Below are 25,887 nucleotides of genomic sequence, written 5' to 3'. Positions count from 1 at the left end.
CAAGATCCTGCAGTATCGAATGCAGCCATTGCCCCTGCCGCCCCCGGGACGGGGGCCGACATGATCGTTCGCATGGACCGACTCGACGTCATCGACGCCTGCACCCGGCTGGTCTGGTACGCCGACCAGCGCGAATGGGACCTCCTCAGGGGCGTGTTCGCACCGCGGGTGCGCCTCGACTACACCAGCCTCAACGGTGGTGAGCCCGTCACCCTCACCCCGGACCAGATCGTGGACGGCTGGCAGGAGGTGCTCGGCGGCTACGAGGCCACCCAGCACCTGCTCGCCAACCACCTGGTGGCGATCGACGGCGACACCGCCGTCTGCACGGCCGCGTTCCAGGCGACCCATCGCGGACGCGGCGCCTTCGGCGGCTCGCTGTGGACACTGGGCGGCACCTACCGTTTCGAGCTCGCGCGCTTCGACACCGGCTGGCTCATCACCGGCGTGACGATGACCGCCACCTGGGGCGACGGCAACCGAGGACTGCTGCCGTGAGAGCCGTCACCGCCGCCTGCGCGGCCGCGCTCGTCCTGGCCCTCGCCGGGACCACGGCGGCCTGTGGAACCTCCCCGACTCCGCGCCCCGCGGACGCCCCGGACGCCGCCCGGCGCTCGCAGTCGCCGAGTCCGTCGTCCGGCCCGTTGGACCCGGCCGCGCAGCGCTATCTCGACGCCGTCGCGGCGAAGGACGCGGACGCGGTGGCCGCCGCGTTCGCGGCCGACGCCGTCGTCGTCGACGTCGGCCGGGAGATCCGCGGCCGAGCCGCCATCCGGCAATGGGCGGCGGACGAGGTCGTCGGCGGGGTCTACACCCTGCTCGGCCACACCCCGCGCACGAACGGCACCACAATGCTGGTCCGCTTCCAGCCCGGCGGCACGGGCGGCTTCCGTGCCGCGTACAGCTTCGACATCGCCGACGGCCTGATCACCAGGGCCGACCTCCAATACGCCTGAACGGCAGTACGCCTGAACAGCGGCCGAAGGGCCGCCCGTGCCCGGCGTCCGTGCCCGGGCACCCGTGCGCCGGCGCCCAGGCCGCACCGTCCCTTCGATCGCCCCGTCCGCTCACACACCTTTCCGTCCGCACGCTTCCACGGAGGACACGACATGACCCGACGCGAGACCGTCACCTTCGACAGCGAGGGCGCGACCCTCACCGGCAATCTGTTCCTGCCAGGCGGCACCGACCGGCCGGCCGCGGCCCCCGGCGTGGTGGTGGCCGGCACCTGGACCAGCGTCAAGGAGCTGATGGCGGACCGCTACGCCCAGCGCCTGGCCGAACGCGGCTACGCCGCCCTGTCGTTCGACTTCACCGGCTTCGGAGCGTCCGGGGGCGAGCCCCGCGACACGGAGTCCCCGGCGCGCAAGGTCCGCGACATCCACCACGCGCTGACCTTCCTGGCCGGTCACCCGGCCGTCGACGGCGACCGGCTCGGCGCCCTCGGCATCTGCGCGGCCGCGATGTACATGTCCGACAACGCGGCGCACGACCCACGGATCAAGGGGCTCGCGCTCGTCGCCCCCTGGCTGCACGACGAGGCGATCTGCGAAGTCGCGTACGGGGGCGCCGACGCGGTCGCCGAGAAGATCAAGACCGGCCGGGAGGCCCGCTCCCGGTACGACGAGACCAGCGAGGTCGACTACGTGCCGGTGGTGAGCACGACCGACGCGCGCGCGGCCATGCCGTACGAGATCGACTTCTATCTCAACCCCGCCCGCGGCGCCGTGCCCGCCTGGCCGAACCGCTTCGCCGTCATGTCCTGGCCGGACTGGCTCACGTACGACTCCATCGCACTCGCCCCGCGGATCACCCAGCCCACCCTCATCGTGCACAGCGAGGACGCCGCCATACCGGAGGGAGCACGCCGCTTCCACGCCGGACTGGCCGGCCCCAAGGACATCCTGTGGACGCAGGGCACGCAGTTCGACTTCTACGACCAGGAACCCCAGGTGACCGTCGCCGTCGACGCCGTCGCCGCGCACTTCGGGAGGAACCTGTGACACCTCCCGAGCAACCGCCCAAGCCGAGGTGGCCGGCGCTCGCGCTGGCGGCCGCGCTCTGCCTGACGAGTCTCACCAGCCTGACCGGTCTGACCGGGTCCGCCTCCGCGGGCGGTGCTCCGGTCGTGGCCTCGGGGAGGGTCGCCGCCGACGACGTCCTCCAGCCCGGCCCGTACCACCGCCTGTTGGACCCGCTGGAGGGAACCTGGCAGGCCACCAAGACCAACTACATCCTCGGTGAGAACGGCCGGCCCGTCGTCTCGCGCGACATCGTCGTCAAGACCCGATGGCTCGACCGGACCGGCGGCCGCTACCTGCAGGAGACCACCCAGGGCACCCTCGGGGGGCGGCCGTACCACCGGCTCGGCGTTCTCGGCTTCTCCAACATCGACCGGCGTTACGAGTGGACCACGTTCGACAACGTCACCCCGCAGGCGATGACGTACCGGGGCGGACCGGTCGAGGGCCGTCCGACCGTGCTGTCCATCCCGGGCGAGTTCACCGACCCCGGCATTCTCGGTCACGCCGGCCGGAGCATTCCCATGCGGACCGTGATCACCATCGACCCCGAAGGCCACCACACCTTCGAGCTGTACTTCACCCCGCCCGGCGAGGAGGAGCGTCTGGTCGACAAGGTCGCCTACACCCGTCGGCTCCACTGACCACCACGAGCCAGGACCACCGGGCCGCCCCCGCCACACCGGTCGCTCGTCGCGCCGGGTGTGGCGGGGGCGGTAAGACCCGTATCAGGCCCGGGTGTTGACGCTCACCGGCCGTGATCCGGTGGGCGGCGTCCAGCCCTGCAGCGTGGCCCGGATACCGACGCGGGTGCTGCAGTTGATGACCTGGAAGTGCAGGTGCGCGCCGTTCGCCGCGCCGGTGGCTCCCGACCAGCCGATGATCCGGCCCTGCGGGACCCAGTCACCCGCGTTGTAGATCGCCCGGTTGAGGTGGGCGTAGTGGGTGCATTGGCCGTTCGAGTGGCGGATGATGACCTCGATGCCGTTCTGCCAGTACGGCGACCAGTCGGAGACGAGAACCGTGCCGCCCTGCGCGGCGGAGACCTCGTAGTTCGCCGGAAGCCCGAAGTCCCAGGCGTACTCGTTGTACGGGCCGGTGTGCGAGTACGTGCCCTCGGGGCCTTGGGTGACGAGGTAGGACTCACCCGACGGGTAGGGAAGTTCGTAGTAGTAGTCGACGGCCGCGGCCGGAGGGGCTGCTATGAGGCCGATTCCCGCGATCGTGAGTGCTGAGCTCGCCATGGCGCCGAATCTGAGGAGAAGTCGTCTCGCGTTGCGCACTGCGCCTCCCGTTGAGGGTCCGATCAAGACGCGACCACACTGGCACCAACTCCCCCTTTCAACAAGGTTGTTGCAGAAACTTTCAGTAAGCCCTTCCGTCACCCGACACGGATGCTGCGCTTGGCGCCATTCGGGCTTGCAGGTTGCGCCATCGTGGTGCCATGATGGCGCCATGGACCTCACCCCGTATGTCGACACCCTCCGCCGCGAGCTCGCGGTGGCCGCCGAGGCCGGCGGTGACGAAGCCCGGCAGCTGGCGGAGAGACTCACCGCTCCGCTGGAGTCGGCGGCCCGGCTGACCATGCTCAATGTGCTCTCGGCCGCGACGGCCGAGATCACCCGGGATCTCGCTCCCGGTTCGGTCGACGTACGGCTGCGCGGGCTCGACCCCGACTTCGTGGTGACGGCGCCCGCCGCCGCGGAACCGGAAGCCGCGACGGCCCTCGAACCGCTCCAGGCGCCTGCTCCGGCGGAGGGCGACGAGGGTGGTACTGCCAGGGTCAATCTGCGTCTGCCGGCCCACCTGAAGGCCCGTGCCGAGGAGGCCGCGGCCCGCGAGGGGCTGTCGGTCAACGCGTGGCTGGTGCGCGCGGTGTCGGCCGCGGTCGAAGGCGGCGGGCGCCCGCGCACGGCGGAGAAGGCCCAGGCCGTCGGGCAGAGCTTCACGGGCTGGGTGCGCTAGCCGCTCCCCCACCACTTCACTCACCCACACCACGTCCCACCAGTGGGGACGCCCTGTAGACCCAAGAGGACGGGACAGCCATGCCTTCTTTCGACACTCCCGCACCGATCTCGGTCACCGCACGCGTGGAGGCCGGTTCCCTCCAGTTCACCGCGGGCGACCGCCTCGACACCGTCGTCGAGGCGCGGCCCCGCGATCCGAAGAAGGACCAGGACGTGCGGGCGGCCGAGCAGACCGAGATCACCTTCTCGAGCGGTGTACTGACCGTCAGGACGCCCAAGCCCAATCTGCTCGGCCTCGGGCGCACCGGCACCGTCGACGTGACGGTCGACCTGCCCACGGGCTCTCACGTCGACATGAGCGGCGCCTGGGTCCAGGTGCTCGGCGAGGGCCTGCTCGGGGAGGTCCGCGTGAAGACCTCCTCCGGCGACGTCCGCCTCGATGCGACCGGACCGCTGAAGCTGACCGCGTCGCACGGTTCGATCACCGTGGACCGCGTCGAGGGCGCGGCCGAGATCACCACCAGCTCCGGCAGCCTGCGCGTCGGCCTGCTCGACGGCCCCGCCGTCCTGAAGAACTCGCACGGCACCACGACCGTCGGCGCCGCGACCGGCGAGCTGCGGGTCAGCGGAGCCAACGGCGACATCGAGATCCGGCGCGCCGAGGACTCGGTCACCGCCACCACCGCCCACGGCACCCTCCGGGTGGGCGAGGTGGCCCGAGGCACCGTCCAGTTGGAGACCTCCTACGGTGCCATCGAGGTCGGCGTCCGCGAGGGCACGGCCGCCTGGCTCGACGTCAGCTCGGGCGCCGGCCAGGTGCGCAACACCCTGACCGCGTCGGAGACCCCGGAGAAGACCGAGGACACGGTCAAGATCCGCGCCCGCACCCGGTACGGCAACATCGACATCCGCCGAGGCATGTAGCCCGTACGCACGCCGGTCCTTCGTGCCACCCGGCTGGCAGACACGCGGTCTGGGCGCGGGCCCGGTCTTGAAAGTATGATCAAGCGATGTCTGACATGACCGAGACCACACCCGGCTGGCTGACCACGGACGAGCTGAACACGGCCAGGGACCGGATGCCGATCCTGTACGTCGAGGCCGTGCCCGTGCGCGTGGACGACAGCGGTGAAGTCACCAGCATCGGACTGCTCCTGCGGATCGGCGCGGACGGAACCATCAGCCGCGCCCTGGTGTCCGGGCGTGTCATGCACCACGAGCGGGTCCGTGACGCGCTGCTGCGCCACCTGGAGAAGGATCTCGGCCCGGTGGCCCTGCCCCGCGTCCCCGCCTCCCTGCAGCCCTTCACGGTCGCCGAGTACTTCCCCACGGCGGGCGTCACCGCCTACCACGACCCGCGCCAGCACGCGGTGTCTCTCGCGTACATCGTGCCGGTGGCCGGCGACTGCCGCCCACGGCAGGACGCGCTGGACCTGGTCTGGTTCAGTCCGCGGGAAGCGGCCTCACCCGCCGTGCAGAACGAGATGCCGGGTGGGCACGGGGTGCTGCTGAAACAAGCCCTCGCGCACGTGGGCCACACGTACTGAAGTCTCCCCGCACGGCCGCCGGGCTCCGGGACCGGCGGCCGACTGTCGGCGGCCGGCTCACGGGGTGACGCTGAACAGCATGCGCCGGCCGGGGTGCTCGGTCACCGTCCAGAGCTGATGCGGTGATCCGGGCCAGACGGAGAAGTCTTCGACCCCGATCGCGGAGGCCCGGCGCCTGAACGTTTCGACGAGTCGCCCGGTGGTGGTGTCGGGCCTGGCGACGATCACCTTGCCGTTCGACGATCCTCGGCTCTGGCTGAGGTAGTACGTACCGCCGATGACCGCGGCGCCCTGGATTCCGCCGTTGTCGGAATACGCGGGGTTGTACGGAATGCGGTAGGCGGCGTCAGCCACCCAGTGTCCGTCGCTGTCCAGCGCCGGTGTTCCCCCGTCGGCGCTCATCGGCCAACGGATGACCCGGCCGGTGGTGTACGCGTCCGTGGCCTGCGCCTTGTCGCACCATTCGCCCGTGGTGACGTGCCGTACGGTCGCGCTGCGGTCGAGACCGGCGAAGCTGGTCTTCGGGGTGACCTCCGTGGCCGTGCAGGTCGTGTCGGCGGCCTGCGTGTCGCACGCGGTGCCGCGCGGGGGCTCGGCCGTGTCGCAGGCGGAGAAGGTCCATCCGTCGCTCTGCGGGAGGATGTAGCGGTAACCGTGGGCGTGGTAGACGCCGTCATGCCTGCCGATGGCGGTCGTGGACGTACCCCATGTGTCGGCGGGCAGGGCTCCGAGGTCGATGAGGTTACGCAGGTCGAAGACGCGGAATCCACGGTGGGTGTCCGCCACGTACAGGTAATGGCCGTACCAGACGATTCCGCCGGCATGCAGCGAACCGTACGTGTATTCGCCCGTCGAGTATCTCTGCGAAGTGCGCACGCTCATATAGCTGGCGTGGTCCGAGCCGTCGATGACCGGGTACACGAGCAGGACGTGGGCGTACTTCCCGGTGCGGGAATCGATGAAGGAGACGCGGACGCCCTTGCGTTCGGTGTGAAGCCCGTCGATGTCCGTGTCGTCCGGCTTCTCGTCGTCGTTCCAGTCGTCCTTGTTGTACCAGGTCACCATCATGGGCTGGTGATCCGCGGGATCCCAGCCGGGCTCAGGATCGCCCCAGGTCTGGTCCTCCTCGGCGTCGGCGACGCTGGTCACACCCTGCGGCCACCACTCGGAGTCCTCGTCGCCGTTGTCGTCGCGGTCGAAGCAGAAGCTGCGGGAGAAGTTCTCCGGGACCGAGGTGCCTTCGGTGGCCGCACCGTTGCAGACGCTGTCACTCCATGTGCCCTGACGGTCCGCCTGCCGCAGGATCGAATTCACTTCGACGTTCGGCAGGTCGGCATTGAGTCTGGCGACCCGGGTCTGCAGTTCGGCCCGGTCGGAGAGCGGGCGCAGCTCGAGATTGCTCAGAGCGAGACCGGGATCGTCGGCGGCCTGTGCGGGCGCTGTCGCCAGCAGGGACGCGGCGACGGCCCCCAGCAGCGACGCCATCGCTCTCGCCCTGTAACTCTTCGTCATGCATTCCTCCTGCGGAAGGTGTCGCTCCACCCCTTCTATGACGGTACGTCAGTTTGTTACCGGATCCGGTACCGTCGCCCTCGCCGACGCGCCAGCCTCCGCCGCGGGGAGCACCTGCACCGGCTCTCTGGCCCCGAGGGGCAGTGGCACCTCCGCAGTCCCCATCTCCCTGACCAGCTACGGCACCGGCGCCCTGCCCGTGATCGACGGCAACGGTGCCGCCAGTGCCGTCACCCTGACCAACCAGGACCACTGGCGGATCAGCAACCGCAAGCTCACCAACCCCGCCTCCCCCTCGCCCGTCGCACCGGTCTACGGATCTCGGCCACCGACGGCACGGCGCACCGCGGTTTCGACGTCGGTCATCTCGTCGTGACTGGGGCCCGGGACTGTAGCGGGGCGGTCGGCGCGGCTTCCGTGAACTAGGGTGTGCGGCCTGTGGCGGAGCCGAAGCCGAGCCAGGTGTGGCGGTTGCCCCACCAGCACCAGCCGACCTTCGGGGCGTTGCGCCGTTCGCGGCCGTCCCGTCCGGTGCCGTTGCTGATCCAGATCGCCGGGGTACGGGCGTCCAGCGTGCCGTTTGCCTTGCGCAGCCGGGAGCCGATGGTCATGAAGCAGTGGTTGCGTTCGAGGACCGCCGGCTGCTGGAGCACCCAGTGGATGCCCTCGGTGAGCAGCAGCGGGGAGCGGTTCTCCTTGGTGAGGGCGGGCAGGGCCTCTTCGGGGCTCCAGTTGGCCATGTGGTCGCCGCGGTCGAGGCCGGTGACGAGGTAGTAGGGGGCGTCGGGCAGCTCGATGCCGTCGGGGCCGAAGTCGTCGACGTCGGGCATGTCGACGACGACGAAGCCGGCCTTGCCCTCGCGGCGGAGCAGCGGCGCGAGGGCGGAGGCCGGGGCGCGGTCCGGATGGAGGGCGAGAAGGGCCTCACCGCCTTCGCTGCCGGCGTTCGCGGCGAAGGCACGCAGCTCGTCGGCGGGAATCCCCGCGAGCTCGTGCACCCCGAGCTCGATCAAGCGCTCTGCCTGCGCGGCCGGCGGCGGGAGGGGGGTCACGGCGGCGGCGGACGAGGTCTCGGGCAAGGTACTCCCCTGTTCGTGGTGGTTCCCGGCGCGTCAGCGAGCGTCCCGCCGGGAGACGATCACGGTGGAGGGTACAACCAAGAGGCGGGAAGGGCTGGTTGATTAAAAAGAACCCCTGACGGCGACCGGCCCCGGGCGAGGAGGCTGGTCGGAACCGCCCCGGGACCCTTGGTGTACGAATTCCTTGTGAACGAACAGATCGAGGTCCCGACCGTCCGCGTGTTCATAGCGCTCGCTCCGCCCGACGAGGCGAAGGAAGAACTGGCGCGCGCACTGCGGCCGTATGACGAGGCGTACCCGCGCATGCGCTGGAACCGTATCGAGGACTGGCACATCACCCTGGCGTTCCTCGGCGAGGTGCCCTCCACGACCGTGCCGCTCCTGCGCTCACCGCTCGCACAGATCGCGGACAGGCACCGGCCCCTGGAGTTGGCGCTGCGCGGCGCCGGGTGTTTCGACGAGCGGGTGTTGTGGAGCGGGATCGAGGGCGATCTCGAAGGGCTGCACCTCCTCGCCACCGAGGTCCGCGCCGCGATCAAGGAGTGCGGTGTCGCCTTCGAGGACCGGCCGCTGCGTCCCCATCTCACCCTGGCCCGATCCCGCCGCGACGATCACTCCAGCGCCGTGAAGGCCGCCGCCGGGCTCAGCGCGTTCGCCGGCAGCCCGTGGCGGGCCGAGCGCCTCCACCTGGTCGGCAGCAACTTCGGCCGCGGCCCGGGGCCGATCCGTTATCGCGACATCGACGCGTGGAGCTTCGGCGCGGGTGCCTAGGAGCGCGCCGGCGCCCCTCCGCCGTGCCGGGCGGAGGGGCGCCGGGGGGGGAGGGGCGCCGGGGTCAGGTGCCGAGCAGCCGTTCCGTCACCTCGCGGTAGGTACGCAGGGTGAGCCGGAGCTGTTCGGTGTCGGCGCCCCGGTCCCCCGAGTCGCCGTCCCCCTGCCAGCCCGCCCGCAGCGCGGTGCGGCGGTCCTGGAGGGAGGCGATGAGCTCCCTCTCCACCTCGTCGAGCACCTCGGCCGCCTCGGCGACCGAGTCGCGCGGCGAGTCCACGAACCCGGCGAGCGCGTGGTGCAGGCGCTCTCCCAGGCGGGCGCGGTCGGCGTCTCCCAGCAACCGCTCGGGCCTTCCGTCGCCACCGGGGCCGGCCCCGGGGCCCGTACCGTCCGCGTGCCGCCCGTCGTTCGCGTCACCGCGGCCGTCCCGCCCGAGCGGATCCGCCGCGCTCCGTCCGCGCGGCGCGACGGGGGTCACGGCGGGAGCGTCGGAACGACTCCCTCCGTTCCGGCCCGTGGCGCTGCGGTCCTCGGACGACGCGGCGGACATGGGGGACGTGGCCAGTGGTGTCACCGGGGTGCCGGTGGCACCCGTGACCGGCGGCGGGGGCGGGGGCGGCGGCACCGGGCGGCCGACGTTCTCGGCCGGCACGGGTGCGGCCTTACGGGGCGATCCGTCGCCGGTGCCCGTCGGGGCCGGGTACGCGGGAGCCTCGGGCTCCTGCCGTGAGGCGCCTCCTGGCCGGTTCTCGCGCGCCATCACGCACCACTCCCCTTCGGCTTGAGCAGCTGCCCGCGCCCGTGCCCGGACGCCTTGCGCGGTCGCGCCGTGACACCGTGCGCCGGGGCGGCCGTCGTCAGGGCCTCGAACAGACCGCGCGCTTGGAGCAGGGCCTGGCGCAGTTGGTCGGTGGACGCGGACGAGGAGTGTGCGGCCCCGCGTGCCCTGCGCAGGCCGTCCACATGGTGCGGGTGGTGCACCGACAGGGCGGCGAGCTGCTCGTCGTACCGGTCGGCGGCGGGGAAGCCCCGGGTCGCCGCGATCCGCGCGAGAAGTCGCTCGGCGTCGGCGACGGCCTGCCGAGGGGCGTCCACGAAGCGTTCCTGGAGCGTGGTCCACTGGGCGACGTACTGCTCGCGGACGGCGGGCTCCAGCGGCAGCAACCGGATGTGGCCATGCCGCTCGACCCGTTCGCGCAGGTCGTGGTGGGCGGCCTCGGTGTCTCCGCCGTGGCGTTCGAGGGTGCGGTCGTACTCGGGGCCGAAGCGCCGCTTGAGGGAGCGTGTGCCGCTGCCCGGACCCGAACGGGCCCGGAGCAGGACACCGGCCGCCAGCAACACCGCGACCACCGCCGCGATGATGAGAACTGTGGTCAGCGTCGACATGGCTGCCTTCCTGGATCGAATCCTGCTTTCACGGCGCGCCTGTCGGTTCGGCTTGCCGCTTATCCAGGTGCCAAACCTGACCTCACTTGACCGATCCGGCCATCACCCCCTGCACGAAGTGCCGCTGGAAGGCGAAGAAGACCACGACCGGGACGATCAGGGAGAGAAAGGCGCCGGGCGCGAGCACGTCGATGTTGCTGCCGAACTGCCGTACCTGCGACTGGAGTTCCACCGTCAACGGTTGCGAGGAGCTGTCCGCGAAGAGCAGCGCCACCAGCATGTCGTTCCACACCCAGAGGAACTGGAAGATCGCCAGGCTCGCGATGGCCGGGCGGCCCACCGGCAGCACGAGCCGCGTGAAGATCCGCCACTCGCCGCCCCCGTCCATCCGTGCGGCCTCCAGCATCTCGCGCGGGATGTCGGCGAAGTAGTTGCGCAGCAGGAAGACGGCGAACGGCAGCCCGTACGCGACATGGAAGAGCACCACGCCCGGGATCGTGCCGAACAGGCCCAGCTGTCCGAAGAGTTTGGCGACCGGCAGCAGACCGACCTGCACCGGGACCACCAGCAGGGCCACCACGGCCAGGAAGATCCAGTCCCGGCCGGGGAACTCCAGCCAGGCGAAGGCGTAGCCCGCGAGTGCGGCGAGGCCGACGACGAGGACGGTCGTCGGCACGGAGATGAGCACCGTGTTCCAGAAGGCCCGCGTGATGCCGGCGTTGGCCAGGAGCGCCGTGTAGTTGTCGAGCGACAGCTGACCGGGAGCGCTCAGGGCGGTCCACCAGCCACTCGACGCGCTGTCGTCGGCCGAGCGCAGCGAGGACAGCAGGAGACCCGCGACCGGGGTGACCCAGACCAGGCCGACGACCGCGAGGAACGCCTGGACCAGGCCGTTGCCCAGCCACCGGCGGAGTCGGCCGCCCGGATTGCGGCGGGGTGTGGGCGTAACGGTTGTGCTCGGACCGGGCGGCGGCGCCGGGCTCTTCGACGGGGCCGGGGTGGCGGTCGCGCTCATGACTGACTCCTGCGGAAGCGGCGGACGTTGAACACCATGGCGGGGATCACGAGCAGCAGGAGCAGCACCCCGAGCGCGCTGCCGAGCCCCTGGTCGTTGCCGCCGCCGAAGGAGACGAGCCACATCTGGGTGGCCAGTACGGTGGCGTCCTCCTGCACCGGCCCGGGCGCGATGATGTAGATGAGGTCGAAGACCTTCATCACGTTGATCACCAGGGTCACGAAGACGACCGTCAGCACGGGTGCGAGGAGCGGCACGGTGATCCTGCGGAACACCTGCCATTCGCTCGCGCCGTCCATCCTGGCCGCCTCCAGCGCGTCGCGCGGCAGCGAGGACAGGCCGGCGCCGATGAGCACCATGGCGAAGCCGGTCCAGATCCACAGGTACGCGCCGATGATCGCCGGGGTGACGAGGGCCGGACCGAGCCAGGACACGCCCTCGTAGGGCGGCGCGAAGTTCGCGGCGGGCAGCCGCACGGTGTACGAGCCGTCCGCGAGGCCCGCGAAGTGGTACGAGCCGTCCGCCGCCGTCGTCGAGGTGGCGACCGCCCTGCCGTCCCGTACGGCCTCCACCGTCAGGCCCGGCAGGCCGCGTTCCGCCGGGTCGATCACGCCCGGCCGTCCCCCGCCGCCGGGTGTGAAGTCCAGATAGACGGCGCCGCGCACCTCGTCCGCGCCGGGCTTCGCCGTCGATGCCGTCGATGCCGTCGACGCCGGCTTCGCCTCGGCCGGCATGTCCTTGGGCGACACCCCCACCAGTCCGAGGTTGACGGTCCGGCCCGGCGAGACGGCCTCGGCCGTGCCGTACGACCCGTCCGGGGCCTTGCGCAGGCCCTGGTCGTCCCGGGCGCGTGCGGTCGGATACGAGGACGTGCCCGTGAAGACGTCGTGGACGCCCACCACGGCGGCGTTGAGAACGCCCTTGTCGGGGTCCTCCTCGTAGGCGAGGCGGAAGATGATGCCCGCCGCGAGGAAGGAGACGGCCATCGGCATGAACAGCAACAGCTTGAACGCGGTGGCCCAGCGGACCTTCTCCACCAGGACGGCGAGGACGAGCCCGAGCCCGGTCAGCAGGGTCGGTGCGACGACGACCCAGATGGCGCTGTTGCGGATCGCGGTCAGCGTGGCCGGGTCGCGGAACATCTCCGCGTAGTTCTCCCCGCCGACGAACCGGCTCCCGGACGCGTCGAAGAAGCTGCGGCCGACGGAGAAGAGGACGGGGTAGACGACCAGCGCGCCGAGGAGCAGCAGCGCGGGCAGGACGAAGGCGACGGCGATGGTCCGCCGGCGGCGCTGGGCGCGCCGCCGGGGACTCGCGGCCCCCACGGGAGGGGTGAGGGTGGTCATGTCCGTCAGCCCTTGTAGGCCTTGGCCGCGGCGGCTTCCAGCGCGGCCGCGGTCCCGGCCGGGTTCGACGGGTCGCGCAGGAAGTCCTGGAGCAGCTTCCACTCGCCGACGCCCTTGGTGCCGCCGAAGGAGGCGGGGGCCTGGTCCGACATGTCGAAGCGCACCGAGTCCCCGGCGTTGATCAGCGACTTGGCGGTCTCGCGCAGGGTGTCGTCTCCGTAGGAGGCCAGGTCCAGCTTCTTGTTGGGGGAAAGGAACCCGCCGGCCCCGGCCCACACGGCGGCCGCCTCGGGTGTCGCCAGGTACTCCAGGAACGCCGTCGCGGCCTTCGGGTTCTTGCCGTCCTTCAGGACGACGGCCGCGTCACCGCCGCTGACGACGGGGGCCTTGCCGCCCGCCACCGCCGGGAAGGGGAAGAAGGTGGCGTCCTGGCCGATCTTCCTGCCGAACTGGTCCTTGGCGATGCCGGCGACGAAGTCGCCCTCGTACACCATCGCCGCCTCCGGTTCGGGGCCGAAGACCTTCTCGACGGAGCCGGGGAAGTCGGTGCCCAGGGCGCCCTTCTGGCCGCCGGCTATCAGCTTCTTGTCGGAGAACAGCGTGCCGAGCGTGGTCAGCGCCTTGACCACGCTGGGGTCGGTCCAGCTGATCTCGTGCCGGGCGAGCTGGTCGTACTTCTCGGGGCCGGCCTGGGAGAGGTAGATGTTCTCGAACCAGTCGGTGAGCGTCCAGCCGTCCTCACCGGCGACCGCGAAGGCGGCCAGGCCGGAGTCGGAGACGGCCTGTCCGCTCCTGAGCATCTCCTCGTACGTCTTCGGCGGTGTGACGCCGGCCTGTTCGAACGCCTCCGGGCTGTACCAGACGGTCGACTTGTGGGCCGCCTTGAAGTAGAGGCCGTACAGCTTGCCGTCGACGGAGCCGTACTCCTTCCACACGGGCGCGTAGTTGGCGGCGACGGCGCCGGCGGTCTTGTCGGAGAGCGGCGTGAGCCAGCCCTTCTCGGCGAACTGCTGGAGCACGCCGACCTGGGGGACCATCACCACGTCGGGGGCGTTGCCGCCCTCGATCTTGCTGCCGACGACCGTCGAGACGTTGTCACCGGTCGAGGTGAAGCGGGTCTGGGCCCCGGTCTTCTCGGTGAAGGCGTCCAGCACCTTCTGGAAGTTCTTCTGTTCGGCGCCGGACCAGACACCGGCCACGTTCAGGGTCTGGCCGCTGAGTTCCTTGCCGCCACCGCCCGCGCTCACCGGGTCGCCGCCGCAGGCGGTGGCCGCGAGTGCCAGGGTGAGCGCCGAGCAGCACGCCATCGTCGTCCGTCGTCGTGCGTTCATGGTCATACCTCCGAGGTGGTGTGGTCACGGGTGGTGTGGGCCGTGCGGTCGCTGGTGATGCGGCGGCTGGTGGTGCGGGCCGTGTGGTCAGGGGGTGGTGTGGTCAGGGGGTGGTGTGGTCGCTGGTCCACCAGGCGGCGGTGGATCCGGGGAGTACGCCGGCCGGGCAGGGGCCGCTGGACAGCAGCGGGGCGCCGGCGACCGGTGCGGGCACCGACGCGGCGGTGAAGTTCACGGCGCAGACCAGACCTTCGCCGCGTTCGAAGGCCAGGACACCGGGCGGTGCCTCCAGCCAGCGCAGAGTGCCTTCGCCCAACTGCGGCAGCCCTCGGCGCAGTTGCAGGCCTTCGCGGTACAGGTGCCAGAACGAGCGCGTGTCGGCGAGCGCCCGGTCGGTGGCGTGCTCGGCGAACCAGCCGGGCTGCGGCAGCCACGGCTTGGCGCTCTCGGCGCCGGTGCTGAAGCCGAACGGCGAGGCGTGGCCCGACCACGGCAGCGGTACGCGGCAGCCGTCGCGGATGCGGGCCCGGCTGCCGGTGCGCCGGAAGATGGGGTCGGTGAGCACCTCGTCGGGCAGGTCCACGACCTCGGGCAGGCCCAGCTCCTCGCCCTGGTAGATGTACGCGGCGCCGGGGAGCGCCAGCATCAGCAGGGCGGCGGCCCGCGCCCGGGCGGCTCCCAGGCCGCTGCCCTCGGTGCCGGACTCGCCGTACCGGGTGACGGTGCGGACCTGGTCGTGGTTGTTGAGCACCCAGGTGACGGTGGAGCCGGTGCCGGCGATGTCCCGCAGCGCCTCGTCGATCACGGTGCGGAAGGTGCCGGCGTCCCAGGGCGCGCCGAGCAGGTCGAAGAAGAAGGCCTGGTGGAGCTCGTCGGGGCGTACGTACAGCGCGTGTTCGCGGGCGGTCGGTACGGAGACCTCGCCGACGAGCAGCCGCTCGCGCCCGTCGCGGGCCGTGTACTCCTCGCAGACCGATCGCCAGTGCCGCCACACGTCGTGCACCTCGGGCTGGTTCCAGGCCAGCGGGTTGACCGAGTCGCGGGTGCGGGCGTCGGCCTCGGGGTCGGCGGAGTCGGGGAGTTCCGGGTGCTTGAAGAGGCCGGCGGCCACGTCGATGCGGAAGCCGTCCACGCCCCGGTCCAGCCAGAACCGCAGGACGTGCTCGAAGTGGTCGCCCACCTCGGGGTTGCGCCAGTTCAGGTCGGGCTGCTCGGGGGTGAACATGTGCAGGTACCACTGGCCGGGTGTGCCGTCCTCCTCGGTCACCCGGCTCCAGGCAGGTCCGCCGAACATGGCGTGCCAGTTGTTGGGCGGCTCGTTCCCGCCCGGGCCTCGGCCGTCGGCGAAGTGGAAGCGGGCGCGGGCCTCGCTGCCGGGACCGGCCGTGAGCGCCTCGCGGAACCAGGCGTGCTCGCTGGAGCAGTGGTTGGGGACGATGTCGAGGAGGACCTTGATGCCGAGCCGGTGGGCGTCGGCGACGAGCCGGCCGAACTCCTCCAGGTCGCCGTAGACGGGGTCCACGTCGCAGTAGTCGGCGACGTCGTAGCCGTGGTCGGCCTGCGGTGACGGGTAGAAGGGGCTCAGCCAGACGCCGTCGACGCCGAGTTTCTTCAGGTACGGGAATCCGGCGCGGACCCCGGCGAGGTCGCCGATGCCGTCCCCGGTGCTGTCCAGGAAGCTGCGGACGTACACCTGGTAGATCACCGCGTCGCGCCACCAGGGGTGGGTGGAGCGGTGTGTGAGGCGCTGCGAGAGGCCGTCGCCGGCCGGAGCTGTGAGCATCACCCGTTGACCTGTTTCTTCGTGAAGGGTGCGCGCGATCCAGAGCGGATAGCGGTTATGCATGCATGTTAAGTAGGTATGACGAGGGGGTGTCAACGAGCGTGCAGAAACCTGCGAAAGTTGGGGTGTTATGTCCCGGTACGTGTCACGGCTTGGACGCGACGGGACACCTCGGGGACACCTAACAGATAACTAGGAGCCCGACATCCGGAAAGAGACGACCGGATCGGGTCAGCGGCGGCGGGCGATGGCCGCGAGTTCGCCGGCCAGCCGCCGCACGGCCGCCTCGGGCGTCTGGTGCTGGGCCATGGCGTCGTGCATCACGGCCTGCACGGCCAGGCTGACCTGCTCGTACCGCGGGCTCTTGGGCCGCGGGGCCGCGGCGAGCACACTGGCGCGCAGCGCGGGCAGGTAGGGGAAGCGCCGCACCAGCGCCGGGTCCCGGTAGAGCGCGGCCCGCACCGGCGGCAGGGCGCCCTCGGTCAGCACGCGCCGCTGCACCCGCTCGCTCGTGAGGTACGCGATGAGGTCGCGCGCCGAGTCCGGATGCCGGGCATGGCTGCTCACCGCGAGGTTCGACCCGCCGAGGACGCTCGTGCCCGGCCCGTCCGGGCCGGGCAGCGGCACGGCACCGAACCTCCCCGCCACCTTGGAGTCCGCGCCTGAGGCGCCCGCGTAGGCGTACGGCCAGTTACGCAGGAAGAGCAGCCGGCCGCCCTGGAACGCCCGGCGCGACTCCTCCTCCGTGTACGTCAGCGCCTCGCGGGGGATCCAGCCGTCGCGTACGCCCCGGGCGAGGAACCCGACCCCCGCGCGGGCCGCCGGCGAGTCCACCGTCACCCGCTCGCCCTCGTCGCCGAGGATCGTGCCGCCCGCCGAGTACACGGCCTCGGCGGCGTTGACGGTCAGCCCCTCGTACGGCAGGAACTGCCCCGCGTACCCCGCGAGTCCGTGCCGTGGCGCGATCGTGCGCGCCTGCCGTTCCAGCTCCGCCCAGGTCCGCGGCGGCCGTTCGCCCTCGCGGTCGAGCACGTCCTTGCGGTAGAAGAGCATCCCGGCGTTGGTGACGTACGGGACGGCGTACAGCCTTCCCTCGTACGTCGCCGTGTCCACGACCGGCCGGAGGAAGCCGTCGAGCGGGATCCGGGTCCGGTCCACGGGTGCGATCCACCCGGCGGCGGCGAACTCCGTCGTCCAGGCCACGTCGATGTTGAGGATGTCGAACCGGCCCGCACCCGACCGCAGGTCGGTGATCATCTGGGCGCGGGTCTCGTCCGCCGAGTCCGGCAGTTCGACCAGAGTGACGCGCTCGGCCGGATGCGCCTGGTTCCACCCGTCGAGCACGCGGCCGAGATAGCCCGTGAGGTCGCCGGCCGTGGCGAGGGTCATCGGACCCCGCCCGCCCTGGCGTTCCCCGGCCGCCGGGGCGGTCCCGGATGCCACATATCCGGTCAGAACGACCATGGCCACCAGGAGACCCCTACCCGCGGCACGTATCCACCGCATAGGTTCCTCCCTGTGCACCGGCGCAGGACATCGGCGTCTCGCGTCTCGGGCATGTATACCCGTTAGGCATGGGCGATACTAGAGCCCACATCACATCGGGAGCCCGTGGAGGAGGACAGCACGAGTGCGCCTTCCCCTCCTCGCTCTCCTGGCCCGGGGGCCCGCCCACGGCTACGAGCTCAAGCAGGACCTTGAGCAACTGCTGGGCGCCGCGTACCCTCCCACCAACGTCGGCCAGATCTATGTGACGCTCGGCCGGCTGGAGAAGTCCGGCCTCATCGAGGGCGAGGAGATCGCCCAGGAGAGCCGGCCCAACAAGAAGATCTACCGCCTCACCGACGCCGGGCGGGAAGCGCTGCGCGCCTGGTTCGAGGAGACGGCCGACGAACCGAGGGTCCGGGACGAGTTCTTCATGAAGCTCGCCCTCGCCCCGAGGACCGGACTCGCCGACCAGATCGCCCTCATCAACAAGCAGCGACGCGAGTACCTCAACACCATGCGCAACCTGTCCAAGCTGGCCGCCACCGAAGACCGGGACAACCGCATCGCTCACCTGCTGATCGAGGGCGCCATGCTGCATCTGCAGGCCGACCTCGACTGGCTGGAGCGCTGCCAGGAGGAACTGGAGGACCTGCGGTGACGGACGACGCCTCCCCCATATCCGCCCTATCCACTATCCCCGCCGAATCGGCCGAGCCGCTGCTGCGCGCCGAGGGCCTCGTCAAGACCCACCACGGCGAGGGCGCCCCCGCCCATGCCGTACGCGGCGTCGACCTGGCCGTGCGACACGGCGAGTTCGTCGCCGTCACCGGCCCCTCGGGCGCCGGGAAGTCCACCCTGCTGCACCTGCTCGGCGGCCTCCAGCGCCCCGACAGCGGCTCCCTGTGGCTCGACGGAGAACGCACCGACGGCTACAGCGAGGCGCGCTGGGCCGTCGAGCGGCGCCGCCGCATCGGCATCGTCTTCCAGTTCTTCAACCTCGTCTCCAACCTCACCGTCGCCGACAACGTCGAGCTGCCCGCCCTGCTGGCCGGCGCCTCCGCCCGGCAGGCCCGCGCCGAGCGGGAGAAGCTCCTCGCCGAGCTGGGCCTCGACGGCAAGGCCCGCAGCATGCCCGGCGAACTGTCCGGTGGTGAGCAGCAGCGCGTCGCCCTCGCCCGCGCGCTGGTCAACCATCCGCGCCTGCTCCTCGCCGACGAACCGGCCGGCAGTCTCGACAGCAAGGGCACCCGCGAGGTGATGCGGCTGCTGACCCGCTTCCACCAGCGCGGGCAGACCATCGTCCTCGTCACTCACGACGCGCGGCTGGCCAGCGCGGCGGACCGGGTGATCAGCTTCTTCGACGGCCGCATAGCCGACGACGCCGCACTGGGCGGTACGCCGTCGCGCGGCACCGGCCTGTCCGGCGTCCTCGCGCTGAACGACCTCACACCCGGCCCGACGGACGACCCGACGGACGACCCGGCGGACGCCACGGCGAATGACCCGACAGACGCCCCCGCGAACGACGTGACGCCCGACCGCGGGCACGGCCCGGCCCACCGCCCGATCCACGGCCCGACGCACGACCTGAAGGGCTGACCGTGCGGGCCATGCTGCGCTGGGCGCACGCCGATCTGCGCACGCACCGGGGCGAGGCGCTCTTCCTCGTCGCCGCCACCGCCGGCATCGTCGCCTCGCTGCTGCTCGCCACCGCCCTGTTCGGCTACGCCACCAATCCGTGGCAGCGGGTCTTCACCCGGTCCCACGGCGCGCACGTCTGGATCCACACCGGATCCGCCGCCGACACCGGACGGCTCGCCTCCCTCGACGGTGTCGCCGCCGTCTCCGGCCCGTACCGCACCGCCACCACCACCGTCGCCTCGCGCGGCGCCCGCGCCGGAGTGGAGCTGCGCGCCACCGACACCGGTCTGCCCGCCACGGGCCGCCCGCTGATGACGTCGGGCCGCTGGCTCGACCCGGCCGCACCCGACGGCGTCGTCCTCGAAGCGGGCCTGGCCCGCGCCCTGTGGGCCGAGCCGGGCGACCGGCTCACCGTCGCCGGGCGCACGCTCACCGTCCGGGGCGTCGCCGAGACCGCCGAGCGCCGCTACCGCCCCGGCGAACGCCCCGGCACCGTGTGGGCGCTCCCGCGCGCCGTGCCCCGGGACGGTACGGCGGGCCAGGTCGTCGGGCTGCGGCTCACCGATCCCGGCGACACCGACTACACCGTGCAGCGCGCCGTCACCATGCTCGGCGCGGGCGCCGTCGACGACATCTCCACCTGGCGGCAGGCCCGCGCCGAGGCGCAGGGCGACACCAGACTGCTCGGCCAGGTCCTCGGCCTCTTCGGCCTCGGCGCCCTCATCGCCGCCGCGCTCGCGGTGTTCGGCGCCATCAGCACACGGGTGCGCGGCCACCTGCGGGACATCTCCGTCCTGAAAGCCGTCGGCTTCACACCCGGCCAGGTCGTACGGATCTTCCTCGTCCAGCACCTCGCCTTCGCCGTCCTCGGAGCCGCCCTGGCCGCCTCGCTCGTCCGGACCCTGGGCGGCCGCCTGCCCGGCCGGCTCGGCGACGCGGTCCAGGTCTGGCAGGGTCTGCCGGGCCACCTCCCGGCCCTCCTGCTCGTCCCCGTCGCGGCCGTGCTGTTCATCGGGGCGGCCACCTGCCTGGCCGCGTGGCGGGCGGGCCGCGTGCCACCCGTACCGGTGCTGCCGCCGGCCGCGGCCCGGGGCGGAGGTCTCTCCGGCGCCGCCCGCAGGGCGCTCGGGCTGCGCGTACCGCCCGCCCTGGTCCTCGGCTGGCACCGGGCCTTCGGGCGGGGGCGCCGTGCCCCGGCCGCCGTCGTGCGCCTCGCGCTGCCCCTGCTGCTGATCACCGTGGCGCTCGGCGCGTGGACGACCATCGAGCGGTTCGACAGCCGCCCCGAGCAGGTCGGTCTCGCCGCCGCGCTGACGGCCCGCCCCGACGGCACGCTCGGCGACCGCGAGGCGGCGGCGCTCCTCGCGGCGCACCCGGACGTCCGGGCGGCCCACCCCGGTCTGGAGGTCGCCGCGCTGGTGCCCGGCCAGACCGGCACCATCGCGCTGCGCGGCCTCGGTACCCGCGAGCGGCCCTACCCGTACTCCATCGCCGAAGGCCGCGCGGCCCAGGGTCCCGACGAGGCCGTCGCGGGGCAGGGCCTGCTCGACCTGCTCGGCGCCCAGGTCGGCGACTGGGTACGGCTGACCGCCGGCGGCCGGCCCCAGGTGCTGCACATCGTGGGCCGCAGCATCGAACCGGAGAACGGCGGCCGTGTCATCTCCACCTCGCTCGACACCCTGCGCGAGAACGACCCCGGCCTGCGCCCCAGCCTCTACCAATTGCAACTGCGGCCCGGTGCGGACCCTCGTACGGTGAGCGCCGACCTCGCCGACGCCTCGCGCGGCCGGCTCGACATCCACGAGGTCACCAGCCCCGCCGACCATCTCTCCGCGCTGCGCGGCCTCGTCGCCGGACTGATCGCGGTCCTGGCCCTGATCGGCCTCACCGAACTGTCCACGACGATCGGCGGCAGCGTGCGGGACGGCGAGCGCGACCTGCTCGCGCTGAAGGCCATCGGCCTCTCCCCGCGCCAGATCACCACGGTCACCGTCACCGCCGTGGGCTGCACGGCCCTGGCCGCCGCCCTGGCCGGCGCGGCTCTCGGCGTCCCCCTCGCGCACTGGCTGATCGATCACGAGGCCCGAGCCACCGGAATCGGCGCGGGCATCGCCCAGGCTCCCTCCCTTCCGCACCTCGTGGCCCTGACGGCGGCGGCCGTCGCGGGCGCGGTCGCCCTCGCCGTGCTCCCCGCCGCCCGCGCCACCCGCCACCGCCTCGCGGACACGCTCAGCGCGGTCGCGTGACCACCTCCCCGGTGCTGTACTGAAGGCGGAAGAACCCCGCTGAGAGGGGTGGACATGCGACGCTCCACGCGACCTTCCAGGCAGCCTTCCTCCCGCAGGCGGACCGCCGTCCTGGCCTCGGCCACCGCGCTCCTGAGCCTCGGCGTCCTGGTCCCCACCGCCCCGGCGCAGGCCGCCCCGCCCGGCCCCGTCGTGGTCCGCGTCGTCGACGGCGACACGATCGAAGTGCGAGGCACGGGCCGGGTCGTCCCCGCCGGTGACGTCGTCCGCGTGCGCCTGCTCGAGATCGACACCCCCGAGCGCGGCGAGTGCTACTTCCGCGAGGCGACGGCCCGTACCCGCGAGCTGCTGCCACCGGGCAGCACGCTGCGGACGGAGACCGACGTCCGGCTCAAGGACCGCAACGACCGCTATCTGCTCTACGTGTGGAATGAGCAGGGTGTCTTCGTCAACGAGTCCCTGGTGCGCAGCGGTCACGCGAGGAGTGTGCTGTTCGAGCCCGACGACAAGTACTGGAAGACGATGACCGCGGCAGAGGCGGCCGCCCGCCAGGCCGGTGCGGGCCTGTGGTCCGCCTGCCCCACCTCCTGACGGGTCGGCAGGTCACCGGATCCCTGTCAGTGCGGCACCATCTCGCCGCTCCGGCTCATCCGCGATCACACCGCGCAGGGGCAACGCGACGAGCAGGGCGACGGCGACGAGGAGTCCACTGGTCCAGAGCGGCCCGTGGTTCCCGACCGCGGTGCCGAGGGTGGCCGCGGCGAGGAGTGGTCCGACCGCGGCGCCGATGTTGAGGGCGGCGGTGGCGTACGCCCCCGCCATGGTGGGGGCTCCCGCCGCCTCGTAGAGGATTCGTGTGATCAGTGTGCTGCCCAGCGCGAACGACAGGGCGCCCTGCGCGAACACGAGGAGGAGCAGAGCGACCGGCTTCTCGGCCAGCACGGCCATGGCGAACCAGCCGAAGAGCAGGAGGGGACCGCCGACGGTGACGACCAGGCCGGGGCGTCGGTCGGAGAACCGCCCGGCGAGGGTGACGCCGACGAAGGAGCCGACGCCGAAGAGCACGAGGACGAGGGGGATCCACTGCTCGGCGAGGCCGGCGGTGTCGGTCACGAGGGGGGCGAGGAAGGTGAAGCCGGCGAAGGTCGCCGCGTTCACGAGCGCGCCGAGCAGCATCACAAGCATCAGCCGCGGGCTCCCCAGGCGCGCGAGCTCCGCTCGGAGGGCCGGTCGGTCCGGCTCGTCCTCCCGCACGGGGCGCGCCGGGATTCCTTTGAGGATGCCGACGGCCGCGGGGACGCAGAGAGCGGCGACGGCCCAGAACGTGGCGCGCCACCCGAGGAACGTGCCCAGCACCGATCCTCCCGGCACTCCGGCGATCGTGGCCACCGTCATGCCCGACAGCAGCACGGCGAGCGCGCGTCCCTTCCTGTCGGGAGCGACCAGCGTGCCGGCGGTCGTGAGCGCCACGGCGAGGAACCCCGCGTTGGCGAGCGCCGCGATCACCCGGGTCACGACGAGAACCGGGAAGCTCGAGGTGGCGGCGCCCACGGCGTGGGCCGCCACGAACACGAGAATGAACCCGAGGAGGCTGGTTCGTACCGGCCAGTTGCGGGCCGACGCGGCCACGAGCGGGGCGCCGACGATCATTCCGACCGCGAAGGCCGAGGTGAGCAGGCCTGCTGTCCCGACGGGCACGTCGAGGTCCGACGCGATGTCGGGCAGGAGGCCGGCGAGCATGAACTCCGAGGTGCCCATGGCGAAGACCGCCAGGGCGAGCAGGTAGAGCGCGAGAGGCATCGAGTGGCTCCGAGGTGAGGAGAGGTACGAGAAGAGACGTCTCGTCACCGCGGTCAGCACCCATGGGCGCGCGCGTCCGGCCGCGGGCACGCGGCGGGACGACGGCGGGGCTAGGAACTCAGTGGTTCTGTAGGAACTCAGTGGTTCTGGGGGCTGACGGCGTGACCGAAAGCCCCCACCTTGGCTGCCTCAGGGCTCGACATGGCCCGCACGCTACCCGACCGATGCCGTGCGAAGCACCTCATTTTTCAAGGGCGACGTCATGGGGGGTACGGGCAGGACCGGGTCAGGGCCGGCTCGCGGGCACCGTCTCCTTGGCCACCAGCCGGTTGTCGGACCAGCAGAGGCGGTAGAGGTCGACCGGGTGCAGCAGATCGCTGCCGGAGCGGTAGAACGCGCAGGTGCTGCCGGGTGGCCGGGGTGCGGAGCGGGCGTGGTCGGGCGGGTACGGGAAGGCGCGGGCCGGTAGCAGGCGGGCGAGTTCGTCGCGGGACCGGCCTGTCTCCAACTCGTCGAACCGGGACGGTGGCAGCACGCTCGTCGTGAGTTGCCAGGCAAGGAGCAGGGCGGCGGGCAGGAAGAAGGCGGCCGCGACAACGGGCGCCGCGAAGGCGGCAACGGAACGGCGGCGTGCGGCGCGCCGTACCTGGGCGAGACGCCTGCTGGACTCGGGGGTGGTATCGGTATCGGTATCGGTGTCCGTGCCCCGGGTGGTCCGGGGGACGTTCGCGGTCGGTCGCCCGGCACCGTCGCGCGTCCCCGGTGCCGGTGGTGTGGGGCGGGCGGGGGCCTTGTGCGGGAGGACGGCGGTGACGTGGAACCCGCCTTCCGACCGGCCGGTCCGCAGGGAGCCCCCGAGGACCGTCATCCGTTCCCGAAGCCCCGTCAGTCCCCGGCCGGCGGCGTCGGCCACCGGCTCCGCGGCCGGGTTCGCCGGCCGGCCCGTCGACGGAGCCTCGTTCACGACACTGACGCGCGTACGGTCGGACTCGTGCGTGATCCGCACGTGGACCGCGCCGCCCGGCGCGTGCTTCACGGCGTTGGTCAGGGCCTCCTGCACCACCCGGTACATCCCGCGCTCGACCAGCGGGGTCAGCGTGGGCACCGCCCCGCGCCTCTCCCACCGCACCGGCACCCCCGAGGCGACCGCCCGGCCGAGGAGGTCCTCGACCGTGTCCTTGACGGGCAGGCCCCCACCCGTACCCACACCGCCAGGCGCTCCCCCAGGTGCTCCCCCGGGTTCATGCAGGACGGCGACCGTCTGCCGGAGCTGCTCGACGGCGTCCGCGATCGTGCCACGCAGCTCGGCGAGGTCGGCACGGTCGCGGTCGGTCAGGTCGGGAGAGAGCTCCAGCGCCCCGGCGCGCAGGGCGACCAGGCTCAGGACATGGCCGAGGGAGTCGTGCATGTCGGCCGCGATGTCCGCGCGTTCGGTCAGCCGGGCCCGCTCCGCGACCAGGTGCTGCCGCTCCTCCAGGCTCCGGGCCAGCCGCCAGCCCTCTCGTACGAGTTCGCGTCGGCCGCGCCAGTACCGGCCGGCCAGCCACGGCAGCAGCAGGGCGGCGGGCAGCACGGTCAGCGCGTAGAACCACCACACGGCCTGCACCCCCAGCACGGCGCAGGTCACCACATCGACCGCCAGACACACGGCGAGCACCAGCAGCGGGGCACGGGCCGCGGCGACCCGGACGCCCAGCAGACAGCTCAGCGCGGCCAGCGACAGCACCTGGGCGTTGGCGGGGGTCGTGGTGTCGGCCAGGCCTCCCGCGCACAGTCCGTTGACGAGGATGACGGCGGCCCCGGGCCGGTGGCGGGAGAGCGGCACGGCCACCGCCAGGACGGCCAGCGGGAGCAGCAGGTCCACGACCGGTGAGGCCGCGCCCGCCTCCCGGAATCCGTAGCCGGTGATGACGGCGAGGACGACCCACAGGGCCACGTCTCCTGGGACGTGACCGAGCACGGATCTGACGGGGGGTATGCGCGGGTGCCGCATGGTGTGTCGAGCGTCCTTCCGATGGATGGCCTCAGCTGTCCCGGTCGATTCTGCAGGACGGCACGGCGGGCCCGGACGCCCGACGACGCGGTGGAGCGCCGGGGGCATCCGGGCCGGGGCAGCGGGCCGGGACCGCCGTGGGGTCAGGCGTCCCGGCGGCGCAGCACGTACAGGCCGACGACATGTGCCGCCGCGGCCCACGCCGCCAGGATCAGGACCGCCGTGAGGGACGTGTACGGAGCGTCGGCGCCGACGCGCATGAAATGGTCGCCCGCCCCGTGCGGCAGACGGTCGTTGACGGCGGCGAGCGTCGCGCCGCCGAGCCCCAGGAGGACGCTCGGCAGCGCCCACAGCAGGGTGACGAGGAAGGACAGCGCACCGGCCGGATGCCGCGTCGCGAACGCCACTCCGACGGTCAGCACGGCGACGAGCGCCTGGTACGTCCCCACGGCCAGGACCTGCCCGAGGGTCGTGCCCGCGTCGAACGAGGCCCGTCCGCCGAAGGGCCCCCAGGCCACCGCCGTGCCCATGACCGCGTACGCGGTGCCGGCGACGAACGCGACCGCGGCCACCACGAGCGCCTTCGCCGCCTGGACCCGGTGCCGCCGGGGGACCCACAACAGGGAGGCCCGCACGCTCCCCGTCGAGTACTCGGACGTCACGGCGACCGTGGCCAGGACGACGACGGCGAACTGGGTGAGGACGGCGGAGGCGGCCGCCGCGTTGCCGGCCGGCTGGACCGGAAGGTCGTTGAGGCGGGCGATCGAGGCGTAGTAGAAGGTGAACACCCCGGTGACGGCGAGGCCCGCCAGGAGACAGAGGTAGGAGGCGCGGACGGACCACAGCTTGGTCCATTCCGAGGCGACGGCCCCGGCGAAGCCGCCACGCGTACCCCGGCCCTGATCGTCGTTCAGGTCCCGCGACGCGGCCGTATTCCCCCGCTTGCCGTCGTGTGCCGTCG

The 25,887-nt window shown here is 72.3% G+C and carries 25 protein-coding genes and 1 pseudogene; 13 read left to right on the top strand and 13 right to left on the bottom strand.

The genetic code is table 11. The features are described 5' to 3' along the window. The first annotated feature begins 72 nt into the window (after positions 1 to 72). The 4 genes from ACF06X_RS14405 (at position 73) to ACF06X_RS14390 (ending at position 2,665) form a co-directional block, all read left to right on the top strand. Positions 73 to 498: a nuclear transport factor 2 family protein gene (locus tag ACF06X_RS14405; protein WP_392287562.1), complete on the top strand. Its 426-nt coding sequence runs from the start codon at positions 73 to 75 to the stop codon at positions 496 to 498. Next, positions 495 to 956 carry a nuclear transport factor 2 family protein gene (locus ACF06X_RS14400; protein WP_392287561.1) on the top strand — a complete coding sequence of 154 codons (462 nt, stop codon included), beginning with the start codon at positions 495 to 497 and terminating at the stop codon, positions 954 to 956. The genes ACF06X_RS14405 and ACF06X_RS14400 overlap by 4 nt, the downstream gene beginning before the upstream one ends. Positions 957 to 1,109: 153 nt before the next feature. After that, positions 1,110 to 2,003 (top strand): alpha/beta hydrolase, encoded by an 894-nt coding sequence (locus tag ACF06X_RS14395; RefSeq protein ID WP_392287560.1) that lies wholly within the window; start codon positions 1,110 to 1,112, stop codon positions 2,001 to 2,003. Continuing rightward, positions 2,000 to 2,665, top strand: a complete 666-nt coding sequence (locus ACF06X_RS14390) for a DUF1579 family protein (RefSeq protein ID WP_392287559.1) — start codon at positions 2,000 to 2,002, stop codon at positions 2,663 to 2,665. The genes ACF06X_RS14395 and ACF06X_RS14390 overlap by 4 nt, the downstream gene beginning before the upstream one ends. 84 nt (positions 2,666 to 2,749) lie before the next feature. Here ACF06X_RS14390 and ACF06X_RS14385 read toward each other — a convergent pair whose 3' ends face one another. After that, a complete protein-coding gene (locus tag ACF06X_RS14385; RefSeq protein WP_392287558.1) occupies positions 2,750 to 3,265 on the bottom strand; it encodes a M23 family metallopeptidase in 516 nt (171 codons plus the stop codon). A gap of 211 nt (positions 3,266 to 3,476) precedes the next feature. On the opposite strand from ACF06X_RS14385, the gene ACF06X_RS14380 reads away from it, so the two are divergent. The 3 genes from ACF06X_RS14380 to ACF06X_RS14370 all read left to right on the top strand — a co-directional run bounded on the left by ACF06X_RS14380 (position 3,477) and on the right by ACF06X_RS14370 (position 5,535). Next, positions 3,477 to 3,986, top strand: a complete 510-nt coding sequence (locus ACF06X_RS14380; protein WP_392287557.1) for a toxin-antitoxin system HicB family antitoxin — start codon at positions 3,477 to 3,479, stop codon at positions 3,984 to 3,986. Between the two features lie 80 nt (positions 3,987 to 4,066). Further along, a complete protein-coding gene (locus tag ACF06X_RS14375) occupies positions 4,067 to 4,912 on the top strand; it encodes a DUF4097 domain-containing protein (protein ID WP_392287556.1) in 846 nt (281 codons plus the stop codon). Positions 4,913 to 4,998: 86 nt separating this feature from the next. After that, positions 4,999 to 5,535, top strand: coding sequence for an NUDIX hydrolase family protein (locus ACF06X_RS14370; protein WP_392287555.1), 537 nt, complete (start codon positions 4,999 to 5,001; stop codon positions 5,533 to 5,535). Positions 5,536 to 5,592: 57 nt separating this feature from the next. Here ACF06X_RS14370 and ACF06X_RS14365 read toward each other — a convergent pair whose 3' ends face one another. Beyond that, positions 5,593 to 7,047 (bottom strand): hypothetical protein, encoded by a 1,455-nt coding sequence (locus tag ACF06X_RS14365; RefSeq protein WP_392287554.1) that lies wholly within the window; start codon positions 7,045 to 7,047, stop codon positions 5,593 to 5,595. A gap of 37 nt (positions 7,048 to 7,084) precedes the next feature. On the opposite strand from ACF06X_RS14365, the gene ACF06X_RS14360 reads away from it, so the two are divergent. Further along, positions 7,085 to 7,423: a hypothetical protein gene (locus ACF06X_RS14360; protein WP_392287553.1), complete on the top strand. Its 339-nt coding sequence runs from the start codon at positions 7,085 to 7,087 to the stop codon at positions 7,421 to 7,423. A 46-nt stretch (positions 7,424 to 7,469) separates the two neighbouring features. On the opposite strand, the gene ACF06X_RS14355 is transcribed toward ACF06X_RS14360, so the two are convergent. Then, a complete protein-coding gene (locus tag ACF06X_RS14355) occupies positions 7,470 to 8,126 on the bottom strand; it encodes a DUF5701 family protein (RefSeq protein ID WP_392287552.1) in 657 nt (218 codons plus the stop codon). A gap of 186 nt (positions 8,127 to 8,312) precedes the next feature. Between ACF06X_RS14355 and thpR the strand changes: the two genes are divergently transcribed. Further along, entirely contained in the window at positions 8,313 to 8,897 is a 585-nt protein-coding gene (gene thpR, locus ACF06X_RS14350; protein WP_392287551.1) for an RNA 2',3'-cyclic phosphodiesterase, read from the top strand. Positions 8,898 to 8,961: 64 nt separating this feature from the next. On the opposite strand, the gene ACF06X_RS14345 is transcribed toward thpR, so the two are convergent. From ACF06X_RS14345 to ACF06X_RS14315, 7 genes are all read right to left on the bottom strand, one after another. Beyond that, positions 8,962 to 9,657, bottom strand: coding sequence for a hypothetical protein (locus tag ACF06X_RS14345; RefSeq protein ID WP_392287550.1), 696 nt, complete (start codon positions 9,655 to 9,657; stop codon positions 8,962 to 8,964). After that, positions 9,657 to 10,283 carry a hypothetical protein gene (locus ACF06X_RS14340; protein WP_392287549.1) on the bottom strand — a complete coding sequence of 209 codons (627 nt, stop codon included), beginning with the start codon at positions 10,281 to 10,283 and terminating at the stop codon, positions 9,657 to 9,659. Before ACF06X_RS14340 ends, ACF06X_RS14345 begins: the two co-directional genes overlap by 1 nt. A gap of 82 nt (positions 10,284 to 10,365) precedes the next feature. After that, a complete protein-coding gene (locus ACF06X_RS14335; RefSeq protein WP_392287548.1) occupies positions 10,366 to 11,298 on the bottom strand; it encodes a carbohydrate ABC transporter permease in 933 nt (310 codons plus the stop codon). Further along, complete coding sequence (locus ACF06X_RS14330) at positions 11,295 to 12,644, bottom strand: ABC transporter permease subunit (protein ID WP_392287547.1); 1,350 nt, start codon at positions 12,642 to 12,644, stop codon at positions 11,295 to 11,297. The genes ACF06X_RS14335 and ACF06X_RS14330 overlap by 4 nt, the downstream gene beginning before the upstream one ends. 5 nt (positions 12,645 to 12,649) lie before the next feature. Further along, a complete protein-coding gene (locus tag ACF06X_RS14325) occupies positions 12,650 to 13,975 on the bottom strand; it encodes an ABC transporter substrate-binding protein (RefSeq protein WP_392287546.1) in 1,326 nt (441 codons plus the stop codon). Between the two features lie 103 nt (positions 13,976 to 14,078). Further along, positions 14,079 to 15,758, bottom strand: coding sequence for a glycoside hydrolase family 13 protein (locus ACF06X_RS14320; protein WP_392287545.1), 1,680 nt, complete (start codon positions 15,756 to 15,758; stop codon positions 14,079 to 14,081). Between the two features lie 231 nt (positions 15,759 to 15,989). Then, the gene (locus ACF06X_RS14315; RefSeq protein ID WP_392287544.1) at positions 15,990 to 17,264 is read right to left on the bottom strand and encodes an ABC transporter substrate-binding protein; all 1,275 of its coding nucleotides are present in this window, start codon (positions 17,262 to 17,264) and stop codon (positions 15,990 to 15,992) included. A 124-nt stretch (positions 17,265 to 17,388) separates the two neighbouring features. Between ACF06X_RS14315 and ACF06X_RS14310 the strand changes: the two genes are divergently transcribed. The 4 genes and pseudogenes from ACF06X_RS14310 to ACF06X_RS14295 all read left to right on the top strand — a co-directional run bounded on the left by ACF06X_RS14310 (position 17,389) and on the right by ACF06X_RS14295 (position 21,724). Continuing rightward, positions 17,389 to 17,904 carry a PadR family transcriptional regulator gene (locus ACF06X_RS14310; protein WP_392287543.1) on the top strand — a complete coding sequence of 172 codons (516 nt, stop codon included), beginning with the start codon at positions 17,389 to 17,391 and terminating at the stop codon, positions 17,902 to 17,904. A 17-nt stretch (positions 17,905 to 17,921) separates the two neighbouring features. Continuing rightward, positions 17,922 to 18,689: pseudogene (locus ACF06X_RS14305) on the top strand (ABC transporter ATP-binding protein); the annotation flags it as partial. Positions 18,690 to 18,847: 158 nt separating this feature from the next. Further along, positions 18,848 to 21,133: an FtsX-like permease family protein gene (locus ACF06X_RS14300; RefSeq protein ID WP_392287542.1), complete on the top strand. Its 2,286-nt coding sequence runs from the start codon at positions 18,848 to 18,850 to the stop codon at positions 21,131 to 21,133. 54 nt (positions 21,134 to 21,187) lie between these two features. Continuing rightward, complete coding sequence (locus ACF06X_RS14295; RefSeq protein WP_392287541.1) at positions 21,188 to 21,724, top strand: thermonuclease family protein; 537 nt, start codon at positions 21,188 to 21,190, stop codon at positions 21,722 to 21,724. 12 nt (positions 21,725 to 21,736) lie between these two features. Here ACF06X_RS14295 and ACF06X_RS14290 read toward each other — a convergent pair whose 3' ends face one another. The 3 genes from ACF06X_RS14290 to ACF06X_RS14280 all read right to left on the bottom strand — a co-directional run bounded on the left by ACF06X_RS14290 (position 21,737) and on the right by ACF06X_RS14280 (position 25,840). Further along, the gene (locus ACF06X_RS14290; RefSeq protein ID WP_392287540.1) at positions 21,737 to 22,933 is read right to left on the bottom strand and encodes a Cmx/CmrA family chloramphenicol efflux MFS transporter; all 1,197 of its coding nucleotides are present in this window, start codon (positions 22,931 to 22,933) and stop codon (positions 21,737 to 21,739) included. Between the two features lie 286 nt (positions 22,934 to 23,219). After that, on the bottom strand, positions 23,220 to 24,926 hold the full coding sequence (locus ACF06X_RS14285; RefSeq protein WP_392287539.1) for a sensor histidine kinase: 1,707 nt from the start codon (positions 24,924 to 24,926) through the stop codon (positions 23,220 to 23,222). Between the two features lie 143 nt (positions 24,927 to 25,069). Further along, positions 25,070 to 25,840 carry an ABC transporter permease gene (locus tag ACF06X_RS14280; RefSeq protein ID WP_392287710.1) on the bottom strand — a complete coding sequence of 257 codons (771 nt, stop codon included), beginning with the start codon at positions 25,838 to 25,840 and terminating at the stop codon, positions 25,070 to 25,072. Positions 25,841 to 25,887 lie beyond the last annotated feature (47 nt).

The organism is Streptomyces sp. NPDC015346, assembly GCF_043078785.1.
Taxonomy (GTDB): domain Bacteria; phylum Actinomycetota; class Actinomycetes; order Streptomycetales; family Streptomycetaceae; genus Streptomyces.
This window is presented reverse-complemented; position numbering and strand designations above follow the sequence as displayed.

What these genes read in the sequence shown, in the direction of transcription:
- ACF06X_RS14320 (WP_392287545.1), bottom strand. Translation starts at nt 15,758, where the DNA reads ATGCTCACAGCTCCGGCCGGCGACGGCCTCTCGCAGCGCCTCACACAC.
- ACF06X_RS14375 (WP_392287556.1), top strand. Translation starts at nt 4,067, where the DNA reads ATGCCTTCTTTCGACACTCCCGCACCGATCTCGGTCACCGCACGCGTG.
- ACF06X_RS14380 (WP_392287557.1), top strand. Translation starts at nt 3,477, where the DNA reads ATGGACCTCACCCCGTATGTCGACACCCTCCGCCGCGAGCTCGCGGTG.
- ACF06X_RS14345 (WP_392287550.1), bottom strand. Translation starts at nt 9,657, where the DNA reads ATGGCGCGCGAGAACCGGCCAGGAGGCGCCTCACGGCAGGAGCCCGAG.
- ACF06X_RS14315 (WP_392287544.1), bottom strand. Translation starts at nt 17,264, where the DNA reads ATGCGGTGGATACGTGCCGCGGGTAGGGGTCTCCTGGTGGCCATGGTC.
- ACF06X_RS14360 (WP_392287553.1), top strand. Translation starts at nt 7,085, where the DNA reads ATGACGGTACGTCAGTTTGTTACCGGATCCGGTACCGTCGCCCTCGCC.
- ACF06X_RS14295 (WP_392287541.1), top strand. Translation starts at nt 21,188, where the DNA reads ATGCGACGCTCCACGCGACCTTCCAGGCAGCCTTCCTCCCGCAGGCGG.
- ACF06X_RS14340 (WP_392287549.1), bottom strand. Translation starts at nt 10,283, where the DNA reads ATGTCGACGCTGACCACAGTTCTCATCATCGCGGCGGTGGTCGCGGTG.
- ACF06X_RS14325 (WP_392287546.1), bottom strand. Translation starts at nt 13,975, where the DNA reads ATGAACGCACGACGACGGACGACGATGGCGTGCTGCTCGGCGCTCACC.
- ACF06X_RS14330 (WP_392287547.1), bottom strand. Translation starts at nt 12,644, where the DNA reads ATGACCACCCTCACCCCTCCCGTGGGGGCCGCGAGTCCCCGGCGGCGC.
- ACF06X_RS14335 (WP_392287548.1), bottom strand. Translation starts at nt 11,298, where the DNA reads ATGAGCGCGACCGCCACCCCGGCCCCGTCGAAGAGCCCGGCGCCGCCG.
- ACF06X_RS14385 (WP_392287558.1), bottom strand. Translation starts at nt 3,265, where the DNA reads ATGGCGAGCTCAGCACTCACGATCGCGGGAATCGGCCTCATAGCAGCC.
- ACF06X_RS14395 (WP_392287560.1), top strand. Translation starts at nt 1,110, where the DNA reads ATGACCCGACGCGAGACCGTCACCTTCGACAGCGAGGGCGCGACCCTC.
- ACF06X_RS14365 (WP_392287554.1), bottom strand. Translation starts at nt 7,047, where the DNA reads ATGACGAAGAGTTACAGGGCGAGAGCGATGGCGTCGCTGCTGGGGGCC.
- ACF06X_RS14370 (WP_392287555.1), top strand. Translation starts at nt 4,999, where the DNA reads ATGTCTGACATGACCGAGACCACACCCGGCTGGCTGACCACGGACGAG.
- ACF06X_RS14285 (WP_392287539.1), bottom strand. Translation starts at nt 24,926, where the DNA reads ATGCGGCACCCGCGCATACCCCCCGTCAGATCCGTGCTCGGTCACGTC.
- ACF06X_RS14290 (WP_392287540.1), bottom strand. Translation starts at nt 22,933, where the DNA reads ATGCCTCTCGCGCTCTACCTGCTCGCCCTGGCGGTCTTCGCCATGGGC.
- ACF06X_RS14405 (WP_392287562.1), top strand. Translation starts at nt 73, where the DNA reads ATGGACCGACTCGACGTCATCGACGCCTGCACCCGGCTGGTCTGGTAC.